The sequence below is a fragment of the Pseudomonas sp. H26/SER47-MNA-CIBAN-0231 genome (genome assembly GCF_040310465.1).
In the GTDB taxonomy this organism is placed as follows: Bacteria; Pseudomonadota; Gammaproteobacteria; order Pseudomonadales; family Pseudomonadaceae; genus Aquipseudomonas; species Aquipseudomonas atacamensis.
Map to the genome: position 1 here is coordinate 22,856 of NZ_JBEOPW010000024.1, position 22,042 is coordinate 44,897.

General features: G+C 60.9%; 20 protein-coding genes. 14 read left to right on the forward strand and 6 right to left on the reverse strand.

The window, feature by feature from the left end; translation table 11 throughout:
- Window positions 1–39: 39 nt before the first annotated feature.
- From AAEZ10_RS25360 to AAEZ10_RS25390, 7 genes are all read left to right on the forward strand, one after another.
- Entirely contained in the window at window positions 40–1,398 is a 1,359-nt protein-coding gene (locus tag AAEZ10_RS25360) for a glutamine synthetase family protein (RefSeq protein WP_016772658.1), read from the forward strand.
- 56 nt (window positions 1,399–1,454) lie between these two features.
- Window positions 1,455–2,819, forward strand: coding sequence for an aspartate aminotransferase family protein (locus tag AAEZ10_RS25365; protein ID WP_122506170.1), 1,365 nt, complete (start codon window positions 1,455–1,457; stop codon window positions 2,817–2,819).
- Between the two features lie 171 nt (window positions 2,820–2,990).
- Window positions 2,991–4,103 carry a polyamine ABC transporter substrate-binding protein gene (locus AAEZ10_RS25370; protein ID WP_350571485.1) on the forward strand — a complete coding sequence of 371 codons (1,113 nt, stop codon included), beginning with the start codon at window positions 2,991–2,993 and terminating at the stop codon, window positions 4,101–4,103.
- 186 nt (window positions 4,104–4,289) lie between these two features.
- Window positions 4,290–5,387 carry a polyamine ABC transporter substrate-binding protein gene (locus AAEZ10_RS25375; RefSeq protein ID WP_051600552.1) on the forward strand — a complete coding sequence of 366 codons (1,098 nt, stop codon included), beginning with the start codon at window positions 4,290–4,292 and terminating at the stop codon, window positions 5,385–5,387.
- Window positions 5,388–5,450: 63 nt separating this feature from the next.
- A complete protein-coding gene (locus AAEZ10_RS25380) occupies window positions 5,451–6,593 on the forward strand; it encodes an ABC transporter ATP-binding protein (protein WP_016772662.1) in 1,143 nt (380 codons plus the stop codon).
- 35 nt (window positions 6,594–6,628) lie between these two features.
- Window positions 6,629–7,510, forward strand: coding sequence for an ABC transporter permease subunit (locus AAEZ10_RS25385; protein ID WP_177180879.1), 882 nt, complete (start codon window positions 6,629–6,631; stop codon window positions 7,508–7,510).
- Window positions 7,507–8,397 (forward strand): ABC transporter permease subunit, encoded by an 891-nt coding sequence (locus AAEZ10_RS25390; RefSeq protein ID WP_323166945.1) that lies wholly within the window; start codon window positions 7,507–7,509, stop codon window positions 8,395–8,397. The genes AAEZ10_RS25385 and AAEZ10_RS25390 overlap by 4 nt, the downstream gene beginning before the upstream one ends.
- A gap of 174 nt (window positions 8,398–8,571) precedes the next feature.
- Here AAEZ10_RS25390 and AAEZ10_RS25395 read toward each other — a convergent pair whose 3' ends face one another.
- Window positions 8,572–9,213 carry an HD domain-containing protein gene (locus AAEZ10_RS25395; protein WP_243241355.1) on the reverse strand — a complete coding sequence of 214 codons (642 nt, stop codon included), beginning with the start codon at window positions 9,211–9,213 and terminating at the stop codon, window positions 8,572–8,574.
- 310 nt (window positions 9,214–9,523) lie between these two features.
- Here AAEZ10_RS25395 and AAEZ10_RS25400 point away from each other — a divergent pair, with 310 nt between their 5' ends.
- On the forward strand, window positions 9,524–10,489 hold the full coding sequence (locus AAEZ10_RS25400; protein ID WP_243241357.1) for a GlxA family transcriptional regulator: 966 nt from the start codon (window positions 9,524–9,526) through the stop codon (window positions 10,487–10,489).
- 201 nt (window positions 10,490–10,690) lie between these two features.
- Here the strand turns inward: AAEZ10_RS25400 and AAEZ10_RS25405 are convergent, their stop codons facing one another.
- Both AAEZ10_RS25405 and AAEZ10_RS25410 read right to left on the reverse strand, forming a co-directional pair.
- Window positions 10,691–13,099 carry a penicillin acylase family protein gene (locus AAEZ10_RS25405; RefSeq protein WP_350571488.1) on the reverse strand — a complete coding sequence of 803 codons (2,409 nt, stop codon included), beginning with the start codon at window positions 13,097–13,099 and terminating at the stop codon, window positions 10,691–10,693.
- A gap of 102 nt (window positions 13,100–13,201) precedes the next feature.
- The gene (locus AAEZ10_RS25410; RefSeq protein ID WP_024014714.1) at window positions 13,202–13,780 is read right to left on the reverse strand and encodes a DUF6436 domain-containing protein; all 579 of its coding nucleotides are present in this window, start codon (window positions 13,778–13,780) and stop codon (window positions 13,202–13,204) included.
- Window positions 13,781–13,879: 99 nt separating this feature from the next.
- Between AAEZ10_RS25410 and bipL the strand changes: the two genes are divergently transcribed.
- Window positions 13,880–14,827 (forward strand): phospholipase BipL, encoded by a 948-nt coding sequence (bipL, locus tag AAEZ10_RS25415; RefSeq protein ID WP_350571490.1) that lies wholly within the window; start codon window positions 13,880–13,882, stop codon window positions 14,825–14,827.
- Window positions 14,828–14,928: 101 nt separating this feature from the next.
- Here bipL and AAEZ10_RS25420 read toward each other — a convergent pair whose 3' ends face one another.
- Window positions 14,929–15,660 carry a DUF2059 domain-containing protein gene (locus AAEZ10_RS25420; protein WP_024014712.1) on the reverse strand — a complete coding sequence of 244 codons (732 nt, stop codon included), beginning with the start codon at window positions 15,658–15,660 and terminating at the stop codon, window positions 14,929–14,931.
- 108 nt (window positions 15,661–15,768) lie between these two features.
- Here AAEZ10_RS25420 and AAEZ10_RS25425 point away from each other — a divergent pair, with 108 nt between their 5' ends.
- Window positions 15,769–16,401, forward strand: coding sequence for a 2OG-Fe(II) oxygenase (locus tag AAEZ10_RS25425; protein ID WP_071172179.1), 633 nt, complete (start codon window positions 15,769–15,771; stop codon window positions 16,399–16,401).
- Window positions 16,402–16,403: 2 nt separating this feature from the next.
- The gene (locus tag AAEZ10_RS25430) at window positions 16,404–16,889 is read left to right on the forward strand and encodes a 2-thiouracil desulfurase family protein (RefSeq protein ID WP_122506166.1); all 486 of its coding nucleotides are present in this window, start codon (window positions 16,404–16,406) and stop codon (window positions 16,887–16,889) included.
- Between the two features lie 224 nt (window positions 16,890–17,113).
- Here AAEZ10_RS25430 and AAEZ10_RS25435 read toward each other — a convergent pair whose 3' ends face one another.
- Entirely contained in the window at window positions 17,114–17,677 is a 564-nt protein-coding gene (locus tag AAEZ10_RS25435; RefSeq protein WP_282387028.1) for a transporter substrate-binding domain-containing protein, read from the reverse strand.
- A 135-nt stretch (window positions 17,678–17,812) separates the two neighbouring features.
- Between AAEZ10_RS25435 and AAEZ10_RS25440 the strand changes: the two genes are divergently transcribed.
- On the forward strand, window positions 17,813–18,238 hold the full coding sequence (locus AAEZ10_RS25440; RefSeq protein ID WP_024014708.1) for a DUF4399 domain-containing protein: 426 nt from the start codon (window positions 17,813–17,815) through the stop codon (window positions 18,236–18,238).
- Window positions 18,239–18,361: 123 nt separating this feature from the next.
- Here the strand turns inward: AAEZ10_RS25440 and serA are convergent, their stop codons facing one another.
- On the reverse strand, window positions 18,362–19,591 hold the full coding sequence (gene serA / locus AAEZ10_RS25445; protein WP_024014707.1) for a phosphoglycerate dehydrogenase: 1,230 nt from the start codon (window positions 19,589–19,591) through the stop codon (window positions 18,362–18,364).
- Window positions 19,592–19,796: 205 nt separating this feature from the next.
- Here serA and AAEZ10_RS25450 point away from each other — a divergent pair, with 205 nt between their 5' ends.
- Together AAEZ10_RS25450 and AAEZ10_RS25455 are read left to right on the forward strand one after the other, a co-directional pair.
- Window positions 19,797–21,191, forward strand: a complete 1,395-nt coding sequence (locus AAEZ10_RS25450; protein WP_350571501.1) for a D-2-hydroxyglutarate dehydrogenase — start codon at window positions 19,797–19,799, stop codon at window positions 21,189–21,191.
- A gap of 41 nt (window positions 21,192–21,232) precedes the next feature.
- Entirely contained in the window at window positions 21,233–21,898 is a 666-nt protein-coding gene (locus AAEZ10_RS25455; protein ID WP_130928465.1) for a fumarylacetoacetate hydrolase family protein, read from the forward strand.
- Window positions 21,899–22,042 lie beyond the last annotated feature (144 nt).

The following is a 22,042-nucleotide window of genomic DNA, read 5'->3' on the forward strand; positions in this document are numbered from 1 at the left end:
GCCTGACATCGCGTCAGCAGACTCAGCCCAGAGGCATTTATGAGTAACAACCTCGACCAGCTCACCGATTGGTTGAAAGACCGCAAGATCACAGAAGTCGAATGCATGATCGGCGACTTGACCGGCATTACCCGGGGCAAGATCTCGCCGACCAACAAGTTCATCGCCGAGAAAGGCATGCGTCTGCCCGAGAGCGTGCTGCTGCAGACCGTGACCGGCGACTACGTCGAAGACGACATCTATTACGAACTGCTCGACCCGGCCGACATCGACATGATCTGCCGCCCCGACCAGAACGCCGTGTACCTGGTGCCGTGGGCCATCGAGCCGACCGCGCAGGTGATCCACGACACCTACGACAAGCAAGGCAACCCGATCGAGCTGTCGCCACGCAACGTCCTCAAGAAAGTCTTGAAGCTGTATGCCGACAAGGGCTGGCAGCCAATCGTGGCGCCGGAAATGGAGTTCTACCTGACCAAGCGCAGCGACGACCCCGACTATCCGTTGCAGCCGCCGATCGGCCGATCGGGCCGTCCGGAAATCGGCCGGCAGTCGTTCTCCATTGAAGCGGCGAACGAATTCGACCCGCTGTTCGAAGACGTCTACGACTGGTGCGAATTGCAGGAGCTGGACCTCGACACGCTGATCCACGAGGACGGCACGGCGCAGATGGAAATCAACTTCCGTCACGGTGACGCCCTGTCGCTGGCCGATCAGATTCTGGTGTTCAAGCGCACCATGCGTGAAGCCGCGCTCAAGCACGACGTGGCAGCGACATTCATGGCCAAGCCGATGACCGGCGAGCCGGGCAGCGCGATGCACCTGCACCAGAGCATCATCGACATTCAGACCGGCAAGAACGTCTTCTCCAACGAAGACGGGACCATGAGCCAGTTGTTCCTGCACCACATCGGTGGTCTGCAGAAACTGATTCCCGAGCTGTTGCCGCTGTTCGCGCCGAACGTCAACTCGTTCCGCCGCTTCCTCCCGGACACTTCGGCACCGGTAAACGTCGAGTGGGGCGAAGAGAACCGCACCGTCGGCCTGCGCGTACCGGATGCCGGACCGCAGAACCGCCGCGTGGAAAACCGCCTGCCGGGCGCTGACGCCAACCCGTATCTGGCGATTGCCGCGAGCCTGCTCTGCGGTTACATCGGCATGGTCGAGGGCCTGAACCCGAGCGCCCCTGTGGTCGGCCGTGGATATGAGCGCCGCAACCTGCGCCTGCCGCTGACCATCGAGGACGCGCTGGAGCGCATGGAAAACAGCGCGACCATCGAGAAGTACCTCGGCAAGACCTTCATCACCGGCTACGTCGCGGTCAAGCGGGCCGAGCATGAAAACTTCAAGCGCGTGATCAGCTCCTGGGAGCGTGAGTACCTGCTCTTCGCCGTCTGATGCGCCGGGCGCGGCGGCCAGCCGTCGCGCCTTCACCGATAACAAGGAGAATTGGCATGACCAGCAACAACCCGCAAACCCGTGAGTGGCAAGCGCTGAGCAGCGATCACCACCTGGCCCCGTTCAGCGACTTCAAGCAACTGAAAGAGAAGGGCCCGCGGATCATCACCAACGCCAAGGGCGTTTATCTGTGGGACAGCGAAGGCAACAAGATCCTCGACGGCATGGCCGGCCTCTGGTGCGTGGCGATCGGTTACGGTCGCGATGAACTGGCCGATGCCGCCGCCAAACAGATGCGCGAACTGCCGTACTACAACCTGTTCTTCCAGACCGCACACCCGCCGGCACTGGAACTGGCCAAGTCGATTGCCGACGTGGCGCCAGAAGGCATGAACCACGTGTTCTTCACTGGCTCCGGCTCCGAAGGCAACGACACCATGTTGCGCATGGTCCGCCACTACTGGGCGATCAAAGGCCAGCCGAACAAGAAAGTCATCATCAGCCGCAAGAACGGTTATCACGGTTCTACCGTGGCCGGCGCGAGCCTCGGCGGCATGACTTATATGCACGAGCAGGGCGACCTGCCGATTCCGGGCATTGTCCACATCGCGCAGCCGTACTGGTTCGCCGAAGGCGGTGACATGTCGCCGGAAGAGTTCGGCATCTGGGCGGCCAATCAGCTCGAAGAGAAGATTCTCGAAGTCGGCGTCGACAACGTCGGTGCCTTTATTGCCGAGCCGATCCAGGGTGCCGGCGGCGTGATCATTCCGCCCGAGACCTACTGGCCGCGCATCAAGGAAATCCTCGCCAAGTACGACATTCTCTTTGTTGCCGACGAAGTGATCTGCGGTTTCGGCCGTACCGGTGAGTGGTTCGGTAGCGATTTCTACGACCTTGCGCCTGACATGATGACCATCGCCAAAGGCCTGACCTCCGGCTACATCCCGATGGGCGGGTTGATCGTGCGTGATTCGGTGGTGGCCGTGCTCAATGAAGGCGGCGATTTCAACCACGGCTTCACTTACTCCGGCCACCCGGTGGCAGCCGCGGTGGGCCTGGAAAACATCCGTATCCTGCGCGATGAAAAAATTATCGAGAACGCCCACAACGAAACGGCACCGTATTTGCAGAAACGTCTGCGCGAGCTGAACGATCACCCGTTGGTGGGTGAAGTTCGCGGCGTCGGTCTGCTGGGGGCGATCGAGCTGGTGCAGGACAAGGCCACGCGCAAGCGTTACGAAGGCAAGGGTGTGGGCATGATCTGCCGGCAGTTCTGCTTCGACAATGGCCTGATCATGCGCGCGGTGGGCGACACCATGATCATCGCGCCGCCGCTGGTGATCAGCAAAGCGGAGATCGATGAGCTGGTTACAAAAGCACGCAAGTGTCTGGACCTGACCCTCGGTGCGCTGCAGGCCTAGGTGCTAGGCTTTGGGCGGGGGAGCTGCGGCGCACTCGCTCAAAGCTGTCAGAAAGGCTGGTCTTTTGTTGAAAGACCGCCTCGGATCTTGCCAGACTAGCCGCGGTTCCAGTTGTCCGGGTTCGGCCGCTGAACAAAGTGGTTCAAAAAAGAAAAATTTGGAGCATGACGCATGAAGGCATTATGTAAAAAGCTAGCTGGCAAGACTCTGCTCGCGCTGTCCATGGCGGGCATGATGGCGGGTGCGGTGCACGCGGACGACAAGGTACTGCACGTCTACAACTGGTCCGACTACATCGCGCCGGACACCGTGGCCAACTTCGAAAAAGCCACCGGGATCAAAGTCGTCTACGACGTCTTCGACAGTAACGAAACCCTGGAAGCCAAGCTGCTGGCCGGCAAGTCCGGTTACGACATCGTGGTGCCTTCCAACAATTTCCTCGCCAAGCAGATCAAGGCCGGCGTTTACCAGGAGCTGGACAAGTCCAAGCTGCCGAACTGGAAAAACCTCGACGAAGATCTGCTCAAGGCCGTTGGCGATGCCAGCGACCAGGGCAACAAACACGCCTTCCCGTACATGTGGGGCTCGATCGGCATCGGCTACAACCCGGCCAAGGTCAAGGCTGCGCTGGGTATCGACAAGATCGATTCGTGGGACGTGGTGTTCAAGCCGGAAAACATCGAGAAACTCAAAAGCTGCGGCGTGAGCTTCCTCGATGCCCCGACCGAAATGATTCCGGCGGCATTGCACTATCTGGGCAAGCCGACCAACAGCAAGGACAAGGCTGACCTGAAAGCCGCCGAAGACCTGTTCCTGAAGATCCGTCCTTCGGTCGCCTACTTCCACTCTTCCAAGTACATCTCCGATCTGGCCAACGGCAACATCTGCGTCGCCGTCGGTTACTCGGGTGACCTGGAGCAATCCAAGACCCGCGCTCAGGAAGCCGGTGACAAGGTCAAGCTGGCCTACACCATTCCAAAAGAAGGCGCCGGTACTTTCTACGACATGGTCGCCATTCCCAAGGATGCCGAAAACGTCGAAGCCGCCTACAAATTCATGAACTACCTGCTGGAGCCGCAAGTGATGGCCGGCATCACCAACGCCGTGCGTTTCCCGAACGGCAACAAGGCGGCAACGCCTCTGGTGGACAAGGACATCACCAGCGACCCGAGCATCTACCCGTCGGCTGAAGTGAAGAAGCAGCTCTATGCGATCAGCGATCTGGACGCTGCAACGCTGCGTCTGATCACGCGCAGCTGGACCAAGATCAAATCGGGCAAATAAGCCGGTTTGTCGCCACAACCACTGGCCGTCGTCGTCGCGACGGCGGCCAGCGGTTAATTAAATGACAGAAAGTTTTGCTGGATCGGTTTTTCGAGGGTAAGTTGCGCGCCGGTTTTGTTGTCGGGCAGCCATGGCTGTCATGCAGCGCGGGGCAACTTGGGCCCAATCAATTTAGAGGACCTCCACTTGCCTGTATTTTCTTCTTTGCGCAAAGCCCTGCTGGTCGCTGCCGGCCTGACAATCGCTGTCGGAGCCCAGGCCGCCGGTACGGTGCATATTTATAACTGGTCCGATTACATCGGCGAATCGACCCTGGCCGACTTCGAGAAAGAGACCGGGATCAAACCGGTCTACGACGTTTTCGACTCCAACGAAACCCTGGAAGGCAAGCTGCTCGCCGGGCGTACCGGTTACGACGTGGTCGTGCCGTCGAACCACTTCCTTGGCAAGCAGATCAAGGCGGGCGCGTTCCAGAAGCTCGACAAGGCGCAACTGCCCAATTATTCCAACCTCGACCCGGTGCTGCTCAAGCGCCTGGAGCAGAACGATCCCGGCAACCTCTACGCCGTGCCGTATCTGTGGGGCACCAACGGCATCGGCTACAACGTCGACAAGGTCAAGGCCGTGCTCGGTATCGACAAGATCGATTCCTGGGCCGTGCTGTTCGAGCCGGAAAACATCAAGAAGCTGCACAGCTGCGGTGTCGCGTTCCTCGATTCGGCTGATGAAATGATGCCGACCATGCTCAATTACCTGGGCCTGAACGCCAACAGCACCAACACCAAAGACTATGAAAAGGCCACCGCCAAGTTGCTCGCGGTGCGTCCCTACGTGACCTATTTCCATTCCTCGAAGTACATCGGCGATCTGGCCAACGGCGACATCTGCGTGGCCATCGGTTTCTCCGGCGATATCTTCCAGGCGAAGAACCGTGCCGAGGAAGCCAAGAAGGGCGTCAACATCGCCTATTCGATCCCGAAAGAGGGCGGCGCGCTGTGGTTCGACATGCTGGCGATCCCCAAGGATTCGTCCAACGTCAAGGAAGCCCACGCCTTCATCAACTATTTGCTGAAACCTGAGGTGATCGCCCAGGTCAGTGATTACGTCGGTTACGCCAACCCCAACCCGGGTTCGGACAAGCTGATGGAACAATCCATTCGCACCGATGAAGCGGTTTACCCACCGCAAGCAGTCCTCGACAAGACCTACGTGTCGACCGAGTTGCCAGCCAATATTCAGCGTTTGATGACCCGTAGCTGGACCAAGGTCAAGTCGGGCAAATAACGCACAAACTATCCAGGGTTCGTCTTGCGGGGCGAACTGCTGCTTCTGTTGGGAGTTTCGTAAATGGCAGTTGCCTCCGGCGCCTACAAGAAAGCCCTCGAGGGCGACCAGACACCGAAACAGGTGCTGGTCAAAATCGACCGGGTCACGAAGAAGTTCGACGAGACGATTGCCGTGGACGACGTGTCCCTGGAAATCAAGAAGGGCGAAATTTTTGCCCTGCTCGGCGGTTCGGGATCGGGCAAATCCACCTTGCTACGGATGCTTGCTGGCTTCGAACGGCCCACGGAAGGGCGGATTTTCCTCGACGGCGTCGACATCACCGACATGCCGCCGTACGACCGTCCGATCAACATGATGTTCCAGTCTTACGCTTTGTTCCCGCACATGACCGTGGCGCAGAACATCGCCTTCGGCCTGCAGCAGGACAAGATCCCCAAGGCTGAAATCGACGCCCGCGTGGCCGAGATGCTCAAGCTGGTGCAGATGAGCCAGTATGCCAAGCGCAAGCCGCATCAACTCTCCGGCGGTCAGCGCCAGCGTGTGGCCCTGGCCCGTTCGCTGGCCAAGCGGCCGAAACTGTTGCTGCTCGACGAGCCGATGGGCGCTCTGGACAAAAAGCTGCGCTCGCAGATGCAGCTGGAACTGGTGGAAATCATCGAGCGCGTTGGCGTGACCTGCGTCATGGTCACCCACGACCAGGAAGAAGCCATGACCATGGCCGAGCGCATCGCGATCATGCACCTCGGTTGGATCGCGCAAATCGGCAGTCCGATCGACATCTACGAAACCCCGACCAGCCGTCTGGTCTGCGAATTCATCGGCAACGTCAACATCTTCGAAGGCGAAGTGATCGACGACGCCGAAGGCCACGCGACCATTACCTGCAAGGACCTCGACCGGCAGATCTACGTCGGCCACGGCATCAGCACCTCGGTGCAGGACAAGTCGGTCACCTACGCGATTCGCCCGGAAAAACTGCTGGTCACCGCCGACATGCCGACCTGCGAGTACAACTGGTCGAGCGGCAAGGTCCACGACATCGCTTATCTGGGCGGGCACTCGGTGTTCTACGTCGAATTGCCAAGCGGCAAACTGGTGCAGTCGTTCGTCGCCAACGCCGAACGTCGCGGCGCGCGTCCGACCTGGGGCGATCAGGTCTACGTGTGGTGGGAAGACGATAGCGGCGTGGTACTTCGCTCATGAACATGCGCAAATTCAAACGCCGTATAAACCGAATCATCCCCAATGGCCGGCAGCTGGTCATCGGGGTGCCGTTCATCTGGCTGTTCCTGTTCTTCATGCTGCCGTTCTTCATCGTCCTGAAGATCAGCTTCGCCGAAGCCGACGTGGCGATCCCGCCGTACACCGAGATCTACACCTACGCCGAGCAGAAGCTGCAAGTGCTGCTGAACCTGGGCAACTACGCGTTGCTTGGTGACGACGAGCTGTACATCGCGGCCTATCTCGGCTCGCTGAAAATGGCCTTTATCAGCACCTTGCTCTGCCTGCTGATCGGCTATCCGATGGCCTACGCCATCGCCAGCGCGCGCAAAGAGCTGCAAACGGTGCTGGTGCTGTTGATCATGATGCCGACCTGGACGGCGATCTTGATCCGCGTCTACGCATGGATGGGCATCCTCAGCAACAACGGCCTGCTCAACGGCTTCCTGATGAGCATGGGCCTGATCGACGAGCCGCTGCAGATTCTCAATACCAACCTGGCGGTGTACATCGGGATTGTCTATTCGTACCTGCCGTTCATGATCCTGCCGCTCTACGCCAACCTGGTCAAACACGATCAGAGTCTGCTGGAAGCCGCGTCCGATCTGGGTTCGAGTACGTTCAACAGCTTCTGGAAGATCACCATTCCATTGTCCAAGAACGGCATCATCGCCGGCTGCATGCTGGTATTCATTCCTGTGGTCGGCGAGTTCGTGATCCCGGAACTGCTCGGCGGCCCGGAAACCCTGATGATCGGTAAGGTGTTGTGGCAAGAGTTCTTCAACAACCGCGACTGGCCGGTGGCGTCCGCGCTGGCGGTAGTGATGCTGGCGATCCTGATTGTGCCGATCATTCTGTTCAACCGCAGTCAGGCCAAGGAAATGGAGGGTAAAGAATGAAGCGCTTCCGTTTCTCCAGCCTGATGCTGATATTGGGTCTGCTGTTCATCTATCTGCCGATGCTGATCCTGGTGATCTACTCGTTCAACGCCTCGAAACTGGTGACGGTGTGGGGCGGCTGGTCGATCAAGTGGTACGTCGGCCTGCTCGACAACTCGCAATTGATGGGCTCGGTGTTGCGCTCGCTGGAAATCGCCTGCTACACCGCCGTGGCGGCGGTGGCACTGGGTACCCTGGCAGCGTTCGTGCTGACCCGTATCACCCGCTTCAAGGGCCGTACGCTGTTCGGTGGCCTGGTGACTGCACCACTGGTGATGCCGGAAGTGATCACCGGTCTGTCGCTGTTGCTGCTGTTCGTGGCCATGGCGCAGATGATCGGCTGGCCGCAGGAGCGCGGTATCGTCACCATCTGGATCGCCCACACCACGTTCTGCGCGGCGTATGTGGCGGTGGTGGTGTCAGCGCGCTTGCGTGAGCTGGACCTGTCGATCGAAGAGGCGGCGATGGACCTGGGTGCGCGGCCGTGGAAGGTGTTCTTCCTGATCACCATCCCGATGATCGCGCCGTCGCTGGCGGCGGGCGGCATGATGTCGTTCGCGCTGTCGCTGGATGACCTGGTGCTGGCAAGCTTCGTGTCCGGCCCGGGTTCGACGACCCTGCCGATGGAAGTGTTCTCGGCCGTGCGCCTGGGTGTGAAACCGGAAATCAACGCCGTGGCCAGTCTGATTCTGCTGGCGGTGTCGCTGGTGACCTTCCTCGTCTGGTTCTTCAGCCGCCGCGCCGAAGAAGCACGCAAGAAAGCCATCCAGCAAGCCATCGAAGAAAGCGCGGCTGATTCGTGGAAGCAACCGGACGCGCGACGCGCGCCTGCGCCACAGACTGTGTGAGCCGGCGGGTTGGTTTCATTCCTGAGGCCAACCCAAATCAAAATGTGGGAGCGGGCTTTTGTGGTGAGGGGATTTATCCCCGATGGACTGCGCAGCAGGCCTTTTTTTTGGGGTCGCTTCGCAACCCAACGGGGATAAATCCCCTCGCCACAGGGCCCAGCTCCAAATCTGGTTTTAAGCAGTCCAGGGAGACTGGCGGATGACCTCGACGAAATTCATCGGTTTGAACCCTGGCTCCTGATCCACCAGCACATCAGTCTTCACATTGCCAAACGTGGTCTGCGGGCGATGACGCAAGCCGTCGGCGAACGCGCAGATGATGCACTCCTTGAAACCCTCCCCACGTGGATGCGCATGCACCACCGCTTCGCGCTGCACGCTGCTGAACGCCGCGTAGTCCATGCCCAGCACGTCCATCTCCACCCCGGCGGTCACCAGCGCGACGGTCGGGCGCAGATGCCTGGGCACGCCCGGCGTGGTGTGCAATGCGATCGACAGCCACACCTGCTCGATATCGTCGTCGCTCAGCCCGTACGGTTTGAGAAAGGCTGCGGCGGCATTTGCGCCGTCCACTTCGAAGCGCTCGTTATCGCTGCGATGGCCTGCGACCAGACCAAGGTCGTGGAACATCGCGCCGACATACAGCAGCTCCGGGTTATAGGCCAATTGCTGGCGCTCGCCGCTCAAGGCACCGAACAGAAACACCCGGCGCGAGTGGTGATAAAGCAGGTCGGATTCGATGTCGCGAATGTACTCGGTGGTGGCCCGGGCGAGGGCGCTGTCAGGGATCTTGATGCCGGCGATGGTGCTGGTCATAACGGTTTCCTCGTCAAAACGCCGTGGTGGCGCTGCTGGGGAAAGTCTGTTCCCCGCGCGCCAAGCGAACAATCGAGGCGTGGCTGCGATCCTTGCCATTGCACCGGCAAATCGTGCCAAGCTCACTTGTCGGGTGTGGGCTGGCCAGGGTTAGCTCGACCAACCAGTTGGACATGGCCCATGTGGGAGCGAGCTTGCTCGCGAAAGCGGTTTCTCATTCGACAGCTATGTTGCGTGTGTTGGCCTCTTCGCGAGCAAGCTCGCTCCCACGGGTTTGTGTGTTTGCCAAAGGATCGAGGACGTTTCAGTCATGAACAAATCCGTCGCCATTGTGGTGTTCCCCGGCGTGCAGTCACTGGACGTCAGCGGCCCCATGGACGTGTTTGCCGAAGCCAACCGCTTTCTTGCGCTGCAGGATCACTATCGCTTGCAAGTGATCGGCGTCGAGCATGGACCGATGGCCTGTTCCAACGGAATGAGCCTGAATGCCCACCGCCATTTCAGCGAAACAACCGAAGCCTACGACCTGTTGCTGGTCGCCGGCGGCCCGCAATTGCCGTTCATGGATTTTGGTCCCACGTTCGATGCCTGGCTGCGTGAAGCCTGTGGCCGCGCCCGGCGTTGCGGCTCGATCTGCAATGGCGCGTTCATGCTCGCCCGCGCCGGTTTGCTCGAGGGGCGCACTGTCACCACGCACTGGAACGATGCCGAGGCGTTGGCGCAATTGTGCCCGACCACGCGGGTCGAGGCGGATCGCCTGTATGTCGAGGACGGCGCGCTCTATACCTCGGCCGGGGTCACGGCAGGCATCGATCTGTCGTTGTACCTGCTGGCGCGCGACCACGGTGCCGAGGTCGCGCTGAGTGTGGCGAAACGGCTGGTGGTGTTCACCCAGCGCTCGGGCGGGCAATCGCAGTTCAGCCCGTTCCTCACGCCGCATGCCGAGCCGACGTCAGCGGTGGCGCTGGTGCAGTTGTATGTGCTGGCCAACCTCACTGGCGATCTGACGATCGCCGATCTGGCCAATGCCGCGAACATGAGTGCGCGCAATTTCTCCCGGGTGTTTGCGCGAGAAGCGAAAGTGACACCGGCGGAGTTTGTCGAACGGGCGCGGGTGGATGCGGCGCGGGTCATGCTGGAAAGCACCACGGCGCCGCTGAAGACCGTGGCCTATCAGTGCGGGTTTCGTGATGCGCAGCATATGCGCAGTGTGTTCAACCGGCGCTTGGGCGTGACGCCCCAGCAGTTTCGGCTGAATTTTGCGCTGGATGTTTGATCCGGGCTTGAGCTCGAAAGCCCTCACCCCAGCCCTCTCCCAGAGGGAGAGGGGGCCGACCGCGTTGTCTGGCGTGTTACATCGACCTGAAAGACCTTATCGATTATGGATTCGGTGCCAATCTTGCACGTCGGCGTTTCTCCCCAATATCCCCCAATCGGTCCCCTCTCCCTCTGGGAGAGGGCTAGGGTGAGGGGCTCTTCAGGGCTTGCGCGCAGGCAACAGCTTCAACGTACTGCGCGTATTCGCCAGCACCTCTTCCTCGCTGAAATGCGCCTGCGCATAAATCCCCTCCACATACGCCTCGGCTTGGTCGTCATAGTGACTGTCCAGCGGTACGCCACTTTGGCCGACCGGGTTGATCGTCAGGCCATGCACCGGATCGGCAAAATCCACCAGACGTCGCGTCGACGGTCCATAGGTCACCGGCCATGGTGCCGGGCCGATCTTCGCCGAGAGGTTGTTCGGCACTTCGTGGCTGCCCGGCGCTGCGAACGGGCCGACGTTGAACAGGCGATCCAGCGGCTTCTGCTGCCCCAGCGGATGGCCGTGGGTGAGGGTGTGCGCCGCGCCCCACTGCCAACCGGCCACGTTATCGCCGAGGGTCAGTTTCAGATGCGCCATGCTTGCCGCCCACGCCGTGCGCACGACATCGGCGCGGGTTTCTTTGGCTGGCGTGCTGCGATTGTCCCACCACGGTGAGTCCGCCTTGGCCGCCAGGCGTGGCAACGCCGAATCGATTACCCGCGTCGACAGCAGTGTCTCGAAGAAGTCATTGCCCAACTCATCGCGCATCGCCGCATCGGCAAGGTCATAGAGGAACTGGTTGAACACCGTCGCGCTGATCGAATTGAGCGGATAGTCGCCAGGCCACTGCGCCAGTTGCTCGACCAGTTTCAGCTGCGCCGGATCACTCACCACCTCGCGCAACACCGGCAACAGCGGCGCCAACAGGCGCGGGCCGTAACCGGTCGCCGTGCCCAGTTGCAGTTGCTGGTTGGCCTCGTTGCTCCACTTCACCCGGTTGTCGCTGAGCTGACGGTCAAGCTGCTGACCACGATCGGCAAGGTTGTAGTAACCGGGGATCTCCATGCCGGTCGGCGACACGGGCTGGAAGTTGGCCGAGACGATATAGCCGCGCGCCGGGTTCTCTTCCTGCGGGTTGGCGCTGAACGGGAAGTAACCTTCCTTGTCCGCTTCAGCCGTGCTGCCGTCGAGGATGAAGCCCGGTTTCACCCCGGCCGGACGTTTGGGCAGCAGGGCCGAGGCCCACCAGGCGATATCGCCTTTGGCGTTGGCGTACACCAGATTCAGGCCCGGCGCCTGCACCTTGGCCGCTGCCGCGCGGGCCTTGGCCAACGTGTCGGCGCGGTTGAGCTGGTAGAAACCGTCGAGGATCGGGTTGGGTGTTTCGAGGAAGGCCCACCACATCGCGATCGGGGTCTTGCCGGCAGCGCTGCCGAGGGCATCGTTGACGATGGGGCCGTGCGGGGACCGGCGCAAGGTGAGAGTCACCGGCGCCTGACCCTTTACATTGATCTGTTGTTCGCTGACGAGCATCTCGGTCCACTGGCCGCGATACCAGACCTGATTGGGGTTGTCCGGGTTGACCTTCTCGGCGATCAGGTCGAGATCGTCGTTCTGGAACATGGTCAGGCTCCAGCCGAAATCGAGGTTGTGTCCCAGAAACGCGAACGGCACCAGCGCCTGATGATGGCCGTACAACTCGAAACCCGGTGCCGACAGCTGCGCCTCGTACCACACCGACGGCACCGAGAAACGGATATGCGGATCGCCGGCCAGCAACGGCTTGCCACTCTGACTGCGGCTGCCGGCAATCACCCAGGCGTTGCTGCCCTCGAACTGCGGCAGGCCGTTGTCGAGCAGCGCCTGTTCGCTGAGGCGGGCGAGGGCGGTGAGGTCCTGCCAGTCGCCGGCGGCGAGGGCCGGTGCGTGCCGGGTGTGATCGGTGGCCAGAACGCCTTTGGCCTGCCAGTCGAGATCGAACACATTGAGGTAATCGGCGCCGAGCTGATCGCGCACGTAGGTCAGCAGCGGCTCGGTGCGAAACGCGGCGGCAAAGCTGTAGGCCATGTAGCCGGCGACGCTGATGCTGTCTTCGGCAGTGAACGGCCGCTTGGGGATGCCCAGCACGTCGAACTCGATCGGCGCGGCGTGGGTGTCCTGATATTGGTTGATGCCATCCAGATAGGCTTGCAGGCCCTTCCACGCCGGCGACTGCCTGTCGAGGCTGGCGACGTAACTGGCCGCGCGCTCGCGAATGCGCAGGCTGCGAAACAGTTTGTCGGTGTCGAGCAGTTTCGGCCCGAGCACTTCGGCCAGCTCGCCCCGGGCGAGGCGGCGCATGGCTTCCATCTGGAACAGGCGGTCCTGCGCGTGCACGTAACCGAGGGCGCGATAGAGGTCGGTTTCGTTCTCGGCGCGGATATGCGGCACACCGCGCTCGTCGTAGCGCACGGTCACCGAGCCTTGCAGATTGCGCAGCTCGACCTGGCCCTGGCGCGTCGGCTGCTTGCTGTAGATATGCCCGCCGGCGGCGCCGAGCAGGACAACGATGAGCAAGGCAACGACGATCAACGCACGCTTCATGGTGACTCCTTGTGCAGGCGAAAAGGCCGCCCGTCGGGCTGCAAACATTTAGCACAGAGCATCTGTGCGGTGCAGCGCTGTCCTTGAAAAGTCCGGAATGCCTTACTTCGCGTCCGCCGGCCACGGGCAATAACACCCCACCGCCAAGGTGTGGGTAGCATTGACCGGGCGATCTTCCGTCAGGGCATGCAGGATCGGTTCGATAAAGCTGTTGCTGGAGTTGCAGGTCAGGCCTTCGCTGTACGGGCCGAAATAGGCGAGTTTGCCGCTACGATCCCAGATCGCCACGGCGGGGCTGGCGGGGATCTGTTCGGCGCCGGGCAGGACGATGATGGTTTTCAGGCTGGCGAGGGTGGCGGGCAACTGGCCGTGGCTGCCGGGCTTTTGCACGGCGAAGAACTCCACGCCGCGAGGGCCGAACTGTTCGACCATCTCGCTCAGGTGCTGTTGATTACCGACGTTGCACGGGCAGGCCGGGTCCCAGAAGTGCACCAGGCGGATATTGCCCGGCCCGGCGAGGTTGTCCGGCAGGCGCAGCGGGTCACCGGAAAATACCGCCGTATGTTCGCTGAACGCGCGCAGATAGCGGCCCTGAAACCAGTCATACGCCGCCCACAGCACCCCGGCGCAGATCAGCGCGAGCAGGCTGGCGAACAGTGCGGTGCGGTAGGGCGAACGCATGATTTCGGAATCTGAAAAGGTTGGCTAGCTTGCCATGCTTGCTCCGACAGATGAATATCGCAGGCCGATAAAGTCCGTTTACCGCTCTGGAATACCCGCATGCCTGATACTTTCGACCCCGATCATTTACGCGCGAGCCTCAAGCCATTGGCCGAGTGGCAGCCGTTATCGGATGAGGCGAAGGCTTATCAGCGCTTCTACAAGACCGACTTTGCCGAGCGCGACGTCTGGCGCGGCATGGGTCGTTTCGAAGTCGATGGCTACGAGCTGGTCAGCCATTGCTGGTGGCCGGAGAAGGTCAAGGCGACGCTGTTTCTGCTGCATGGTTACTACGATCACATCGGCCTGTACCGGCATGTGATCGAGTGGGCGCTGGATCAGGATTTCGCCGTGATCGCCTGCGACTTGCCGGGGCATGGTCTGTCGAGCGGGCCACGGGCAAGCATTCGTGATTTCTCTGAATACCAGGACGTGTTGCAGGCGCTGTTTGCTGAAGCGAACTCGATCGCGCTGCCGCAGCCTTGGCATTTGTGCGGGCAAAGCACCGGTGGCGCGATTGTCGTCGATCACCTGCTCAACCATGGCGAGAAGAGCCCGGCGCAGGGGCAAGTGATTCTGCTGGCGCCATTGGTAAGGCCGAGGGCGTGGGGCTGGTCGCAGCTGAGTTATTACCTGCTGCGGCCGTTTGTGCGCGGCGTGGTGCGACGCTTTAGCGAGAATTCCAATGATCCGGATTTTCTGCCGTTTCTGCAGGCCGATCCGTTACAGCCAAGACGCCTGCCGACGAAATGGGTGGGCGCGCTGTCGCGCTGGATCATCCGCGTCGAGCACGCGAAAAAAAGTCCGCGACGGCCGCTGATCATTCAGGGGCAGGCGGACATGACTGTCGACTGGCAGCACAATCTGCAGGTGTTGAAATGGAAGTTCGACCGGCCGCAGATTCTGCTGTTGGCCGAGGCACGGCATAACCTGGCCAATGAAACGGCGGAGATGCGTGAGGAGTATTTCGAATTCTTGAGCAAGCGGATCAGGGGCAGAAATCTGTAGCGCTGTGCCGGCCTCTTCGCGAGCAAGCTCGCTCCCACATTGGAATGCAAACCCTGTGGGAGCGAGCTTGCTCGCGAAGGCGGCTTATCTGGCGACGAAGATTATTGGCCGACCGCCAACCCCGCCCGAATCGCCGCCAGCGCCGCCTGGTAATAAGCCTTGCCCTCGGTCGACTCGGCAAACGTCGCAAATTCTTCGAGCTCCTCATCCGACAAGTCGCGATAGACATAGAGCAGCGTGTTGTTCAGATCGGCGCCGATCTGATCCATCAGCCGCTGGCGCTGACCGTTCAACATGCCCTGCGCCTGTCCACCGCCGAGCAGTCCCGGGATCATCGAACTCAAGCTGTCCGCCGCTACGCCGGCAATCGCCAGGCTGACCTCGGCGCCAGCCTCTCGGGCTGGCAGGGCCTGGGCGAGATGGCCGATGATCAGCAAGCGACTGTCGCTGGCCTGCATCTTCGGCAGACCCTGGGCGTTTTTTGCCAGTTGGTCGCGGCGGGTCGCCAGCAATTCGGCGGCGACGATTTTCTTGCCCAGCGGTGACTGGAAGAAGGTCAGCGCCGGTTTAGGGTCGGCGAGTTTCTGCCGCAGTTGCGCTTCGGCACGCTGATCCATGGCCTGCGCGGCAAAGCGTTGATTGCTGTTGTTGACCAGCGCCTGAAATACCGCAGGCGGCAGGCTGTTCTGATAGCGCTGCTGGGCGGCGCTCAGGGCATCGTTGAAATGCGCGCGTTGTTCTGGCCAGCCGGCGACCTTGTACAACTGATCGTGGCCGTCCGCCCAGGCGGGCAATACGCAGAACATCAACAGTGAAAAAAGCAAACGGCGCATAGGGACTCCTGTCAGCAGCGGACTATTGTCCGTGCGGTGCCGGTACTTGTCGAGAATTCGTAGCAAGCCGCTGCGTGGCTCTGTCGGATTTATCGCCGTCGGCATACTATGCGCGCCATGCCGATATCCTCTGAACACCCGCTGCTGTTACGCATTGTCGACGACCTGGCCGAACACGGCTGGTCGCAGCAGAACATCTTCCTGCCCGCCGATCTGACCCGGGCGCTGGCGGCCGAGTGCCGTAAACGTGAAGCCGAAGGTGAGCTGGCGCCGGCAGCGGTCGGTCGCGGGCCGTTTTCGGAGATTCGCGAGGGTATTCGCGGCGATCACATCCAGTGGATCGACCCGGGTCAGGCCGAGGCCACCGACCGTTACCTGAGCCTGATGGACAGTCTGCGCGAGGCACTCAATCGCGGCTTGTTTCTGGGGCTTGAGGATTTCGAATGCCATTTCGCCCTGTACCCGCCCGGCGCGTTTTACCTCAAGCACGTTGACCGCTTTCGCGATGATGACCGGCGCATGGTCTCGGCCGTCATTTACCTCAACGAGGCCTGGTTGCCGGAGGACGGCGGACAGTTGCGCATGTACCTGGGCGAAGAACGTGTGCATGACGTACAGCCGACCGGCGGCTGTCTGGTGGTGTTTCTCTCCGGCGAAGTGCCCCACGAAGTGATGCCGGCCCATCGCGAGCGCCTGTCGCTGACTGGCTGGTTCCGTCGCCGTGGCAACGAGCCGTTCTGAACATGGAAAAGATCCTGGTCAGTCGCTGCCTGCTGGGCCATCGCGTGCGTTATGACGGTGGTGCGAGCGGGCCGTTTGATCTGCTTGAGCAGTGGATCGAAGAAGGGCGCGTGGTGCCGTTGTGTCCGGAGGTGGCGGGTGGATTGCCGACGCCGCGGGCGGCGGCGGAGATTCCTGGCGGGCAGGGCGGTCAGGTGCTGGATGGCATTGCCGCAGTCATCACTACTGATGGCGAGGATGTCAGCGCGCAGTTTCTCGAGGGGGCGCGGCAAGCGCTGGAACTGGTGCAAAAGCACGGCATTCGGGTGGCGGTGCTCAAGGCCAACAGTCCGTCTTGCGGGAATCTGTTGACGTATGACGGCACGTTCAGCGGGGTCAAGGTCAATGGCGAAGGGGTGACGGCGGCGTTGCTCAAGCGTCATGGGGTTCGGGTTTTCAGTGAGCTTGAACTGGCTGAGGCGGCGGTGACTCTGGCGGCTTTGGACTGATCCGCCATCGTTGCCCTCACCCCAGCCCTCTCCCGGGGGGAGAGGGGGCCAACCGAGGTGTCTGGCGCTGTCCATCGACCTGAAAGACCTTGGCGACCAGGGATTCGACAAAGCCATGATCAGTCGATTTCGGATTCGGTATAGCAATCCCAAGTCGGCGTACCTCTAAAGCATCCCCGGATCAGTTCCCTCTCCCTCCGGGAGAGGGTTAGGGTGAGGGGCTCTTACGGTTTCAACCACTTCTCGGACAACGCCGCCAACCGCCCATCCGCCTTGATCCGCTCCAGCGCGCTCTTGAGGCTGGCCTGAAACGCCGGATTACCCTTCTGAAACGGTATCGCCAATTCCACCGGCGTCGCCGCTTTCGGCTTCTCTTCCGTCAACGCCTGCACCAGCACCATCGGCCGCGGCGTCTCGTCCTTCTTCGCCAACAACTGCCCGTCGACCTGGCCGTACGGCTCGCTGAAGTCGAAACGATCCTTGAGTTCGGGTGTCAGTGCTATGTGGTTGAGCGCGACGTCGTACTTGCCGCTTTCAACGCCCTGGAGCAGGTCGCCCTCGTCGGTGACGATGAAGTCGGCTCGTACATCCAGCTCTTGGGCCAGAAGTTGCCCAAGCTCGACCTCGAACCCCGTGAGGGTGTCGCCCTCCTTGTAATTGAAGGGCGGTGTATTAGCCTCAAGGGCTATGCGCAGCTCGCCACGGTCGTTGACGTCATCAATCAGTTCGGCGTGAGCCAGCGGGCTCAGAAGGGGTAGCAGGCAGATCAGGCCAGGCAGCAGGCGCATGGTCACTCCTTTGAAATCATTATCGCGACGCTCTGATTCAGGCTCGCTTTGCTATGGTTGTCGAGTGCCTTCGACAACGAATGGTCATGAAGTTGTCATGACCGTGCGGATTTTACGGAAAAACTGGAGAAGAAAATGAAAAGCTTTTTGTCACGTGCAGCGTTGGCCGGTGTGCTGATGGGTGTTTCGGTGCTGGCCAGTGCGGCGACACCGGCGCCGAAGGATGCTGAAGTGTTCATCGTTTCTCCCGAGGACGGCGCCACCGTCTCGCAGGAATTCAAGGTCAAGTTCGGCGTCAAGAACATCGCGCTGGCCCCGGCGGGTGACACCACCAAGAACACCGGCCACCATCACCTGCTGATCGACGTCGACGACCTGCCGGCCGAAGGCGCGCCGATCCCGACTGACGCCCATCACATGCATTTCGGCAAGGCGCAGACCGAAGCCACGATCAAACTGGCCCCGGGCAAACACACCTTGCAACTGATCCTCGGCGACAGCGGCCACATGCCGTTCGACCCATCGATCGTTTCGGAAAAAATCACGGTCAACGTGAAATAAAAAAAGGGAGCCCTGCGGGGCTCCCTTTTTTAATTCAGCTTCAAGTGGCTGGCTGCAAGCGGCAAGGTGAAGCAAAAGCGCTGTTCACTTGCCCCTAGTAGCTTGAAGCTTGCCGCTGCTTCTTCAGAAGAGAACACGGCTACGGATAGTGCCGTTGACGTGTTGCAGCTTCTCTTGCGCCAGCTCCGAGTATTCGGCGTCGACGTCGATCACCACGTAACCGACTTTCTCGTTGGTCTGCAGGAACTGACCGGAGATGTTGATGCCGTTTTCGGCGAAAACCTTGTTGATCTCGCTCATCACACCCGGGATGTTCTCGTGGATGTGCAGCAGGCGGTGCTTGCCAGGGTGAGCCGGCAGGGCCACTTCCGGGAAGTTCACCGACGACACCGAAGTACCGTTGTCGCTGTACTTGACCAGTTTCTCTGCTACTTCCAGACCGATGTTGGCTTGCGCTTCGGCGGTCGAGCCACCGATGTGCGGGGTCAGGATCACGTTGTCGAGGCCACGCAGCGGGCTTTCGAACTCTTCGTCGTTGGAGCGTGGTTCCACCGGGAACACGTCGATGGCCGCGCCGATCAGGTGCTTGTCCTTGATCGCGTCCGCCAGGGCGTCGAGTTCGACCACGGTGCCGCGCGCGGCGTTGATCAGGATGCCGCCCTTCTTGATGGCGCGGATTTCCTTCTCGCCGATCATCCACTGGGTCGCCGCAGTTTCCGGGACGTGCAGGGTGACGATATCGGACATGCCCAGCAGCTCGTGCAGGTTGTTGACCTGCGTAGCGTTGCCCAGTGGCAGCTTGGTCACGGTGTCATAGAAGAACACTTGCATGCCCAGGCCTTCAGCCAGCACCGACAGCTGCGTGCCGATCGAGCCGTAGCCGACGATGCCCAGCTTCTTGCCACGGATCTCGAACGAGTTGGCGGCGGACTTGATCCAGCCGCCACGGTGGCAGGATGCATTCTTCTCAGGGATGCCGCGCAGCAGCAGGATCGCTTCGGCCAGTACCAGCTCGGCTACGGAACGGGTGTTGGAGTACGGCGCGTTGAACACGGCGATACCGCGCTCGCGGGCCGCGCTGAGGTCAACCTGGTTGGTACCGATGCAGAAACAGCCGACCGCGACCAGTTTCTTCGCGTGATCGAAGATCTCTTCGGTCAGTTGCGTGCGCGAGCGGATGCCGATGAAGTGAGCGTCAGCGATCTTTTCCTTGAGCTGGGCTTCCGGCAAGGAACCAGTCAGGTATTCGATGCTGGTGTAGCCCGCCGCCTTGAGGACGTCGACAGCCGATTGGTGGACGCCTTCGAGAAGAAGGAACTTGATCTTGCTCTTATCGAGAGAAGTCTTGCTCATCTGCGTAAACCTGTATCCCGGAGAAAAATGGCAGGGAGGGAGCAGCCTGGAGCTGACCCGCACGGCAACAAAGCCGTCACCGCGGATCTGGCCTTGGGCACTGTCCTGCGGGGTCGGTATGCTAGCATAGCCACCCCGCTAAACACTCATTCCTGCGACGTGAAGCGTTCTCAGGATGACCATGAATTGTTCGAGAGTTCTGTCGATGACCGATCCTGCGCTGATTGATGAACTGAAGACCCTGGTTGAGCCTGGCAAAGTCCTCACCGACGCCGACTCCCTGAACACTTACGGCAAGGATTGGACCAAGCATTTCGCGCCGGCGCCGAGCGCCATCGTGTTTCCCAAGACCATCGAGCAAGTGCAGGCCGTGGTGCGTTGGGCCAACACCCACAAAATTTCGCTGGTGCCATCCGGCGGGCGCACCGGGCTGTCCGCCGCAGCAGTGGCGGCCAATGGCGAAGTGGTGGTTTCGTTCGATTACATGAACCAGATTCTCGACGTCAACCTCACCGACCGCACCGCCGTCTGCCAGCCGGGCGTGGTCACTGAGCATCTGCAGAACGTCGCCGAAGAAAACGGCCTGTACTATCCGGTCGACTTCGCCTCGGCAGGTTCCAGCCAGATTGGCGGCAATATCGGCACCAATGCCGGCGGGATCAAAGTGATTCGCTACGGCATGACCCGCAACTGGGTGGCCGGCATGAAAGTCGTCACCGGCAAGGGCGACGTGCTCGAGCTGAACAAGGACCTGATCAAGAACGCTACCGGTTACGACCTGCGTCAGCTGTTCATCGGCGCCGAAGGCACCCTCGGTTTCGTTGTCGAAGCGACCATGCGCCTCGATCGCGCGCCGAAAAACCTCACGGCGATGGTCCTCGGCACCGCCGATTTCGATTCGATCATGCCGGTGCTGCATGCCTTCCAGGGCAAACTCGACCTGACCGCGTTCGAATTCTTCTCCGACAAGGCCCTGGCCAAGGTCATGGGCCGTGGTGACGTGCCGGCGCCGTTCGAGACCGAGTGCCCGTTCTACGCCCTGCTGGAATTCGAAGCGACCACCGAAGAAGTGGCCAACAGCGCGCTGGAGACCTTCGAACACTGCGTAGAACAGGGCTGGGTGCTTGACGGCGTGATGAGCCAGAGCGAAACCCAGCTGCACAATCTGTGGAAGCTGCGCGAGTACATCTCCGAAACCATCTCCCACTGGACGCCGTACAAGAACGACATCTCGGTTACCGTCTCGAAAGTGCCGGCGTTCCTGCGCGAAATCGACGCGATCGTTGGCGAGCACTACCCGGATTTCGAAATCGTCTGGTTCGGCCACATCGGCGACGGCAATCTGCACCTGAACATCCTCAAGCCGGAAAATCTGAGCAAGGACGAGTTCTTTGCCAAGTGCGCCTCCGTCAACAAGTGGGTGTTCGAAACCGTCGAGAAGTACAACGGCTCGATCTCGGCCGAGCACGGCGTAGGTATGACCAAGCGTGATTACCTGACCTACAGCCGCTCGCCGGCCGAGATCGAGTACATGAAAGCGGTCAAGGCAGTGTTCGACCCGAACGGCATCATGAACCCGGGCAAGATTTTCCCGGTTTGATCGGTAATCTCTGTTGAATCAATAAAGGCAGGAGTCGGTAAATGAGCTATCAGCACCAGTACGTCGACGGCACGCGCATTCACTTCCCGATCGGGAAAGTCGTGTGCATTGGCCGCAATTACGCCGAGCACGCCAAGGAACTGGACAACCCGGTGCCGACCGAGCCGCTGCTGTTCATCAAGCCGGGCAGTTGCGTGGTGCCGCTGGAAGGCGGGTTCAGCATTCCGGCCGAGCGTGGTTCAGTGCACTACGAAGCGGAAATCGCCGTGTTGATCGGCAAGCCGCTGTCGACCAAACCAAGCCGTGAAGAAGTCCTCGATGCGATCTCCGGCTTCGCCCCGGCGCTGGACCTGACCCTGCGCGACAAGCAGGCCGAGCTGAAAGCCAAGGGCCTGCCGTGGGAAATCGCCAAGTCGTTCGACGGCGCGGCGGTGATCGCGCCGTTCGTGGTCGGCAGCACCTTCGCTGACCTGACCGACATTGGCATCCGCCTGACCATCAACGGCGAAGTGCGCCAGGACGGCAACAGCAGCGCGATGCTCAACCCGATCGTGCCGATGATCCAGCACATGGCCGGCTGCTTCTCGCTGCAGGCCGGCGACGTGATCCTCACCGGTACGCCAGTGGGCGTCGGCCCGCTGAACGTCGGCGATGAAATCGTCCTCGAACTGCCGGGGGCGAGCCGCTTCAGCAGCAGCGTGCGCTAACCGCAGAACCCCTTGCAGGGGTGAGCTTTGTGGTGAGGGGGTTTAGCGAAACGTCGCACCGCCCCGTTGGACTGCGCAGCAGGCCCCTCTTCAAGATCAAGAGGGGCGCGCTTCGCGCGCCAACGGGGATAAATCCCCTCGCCA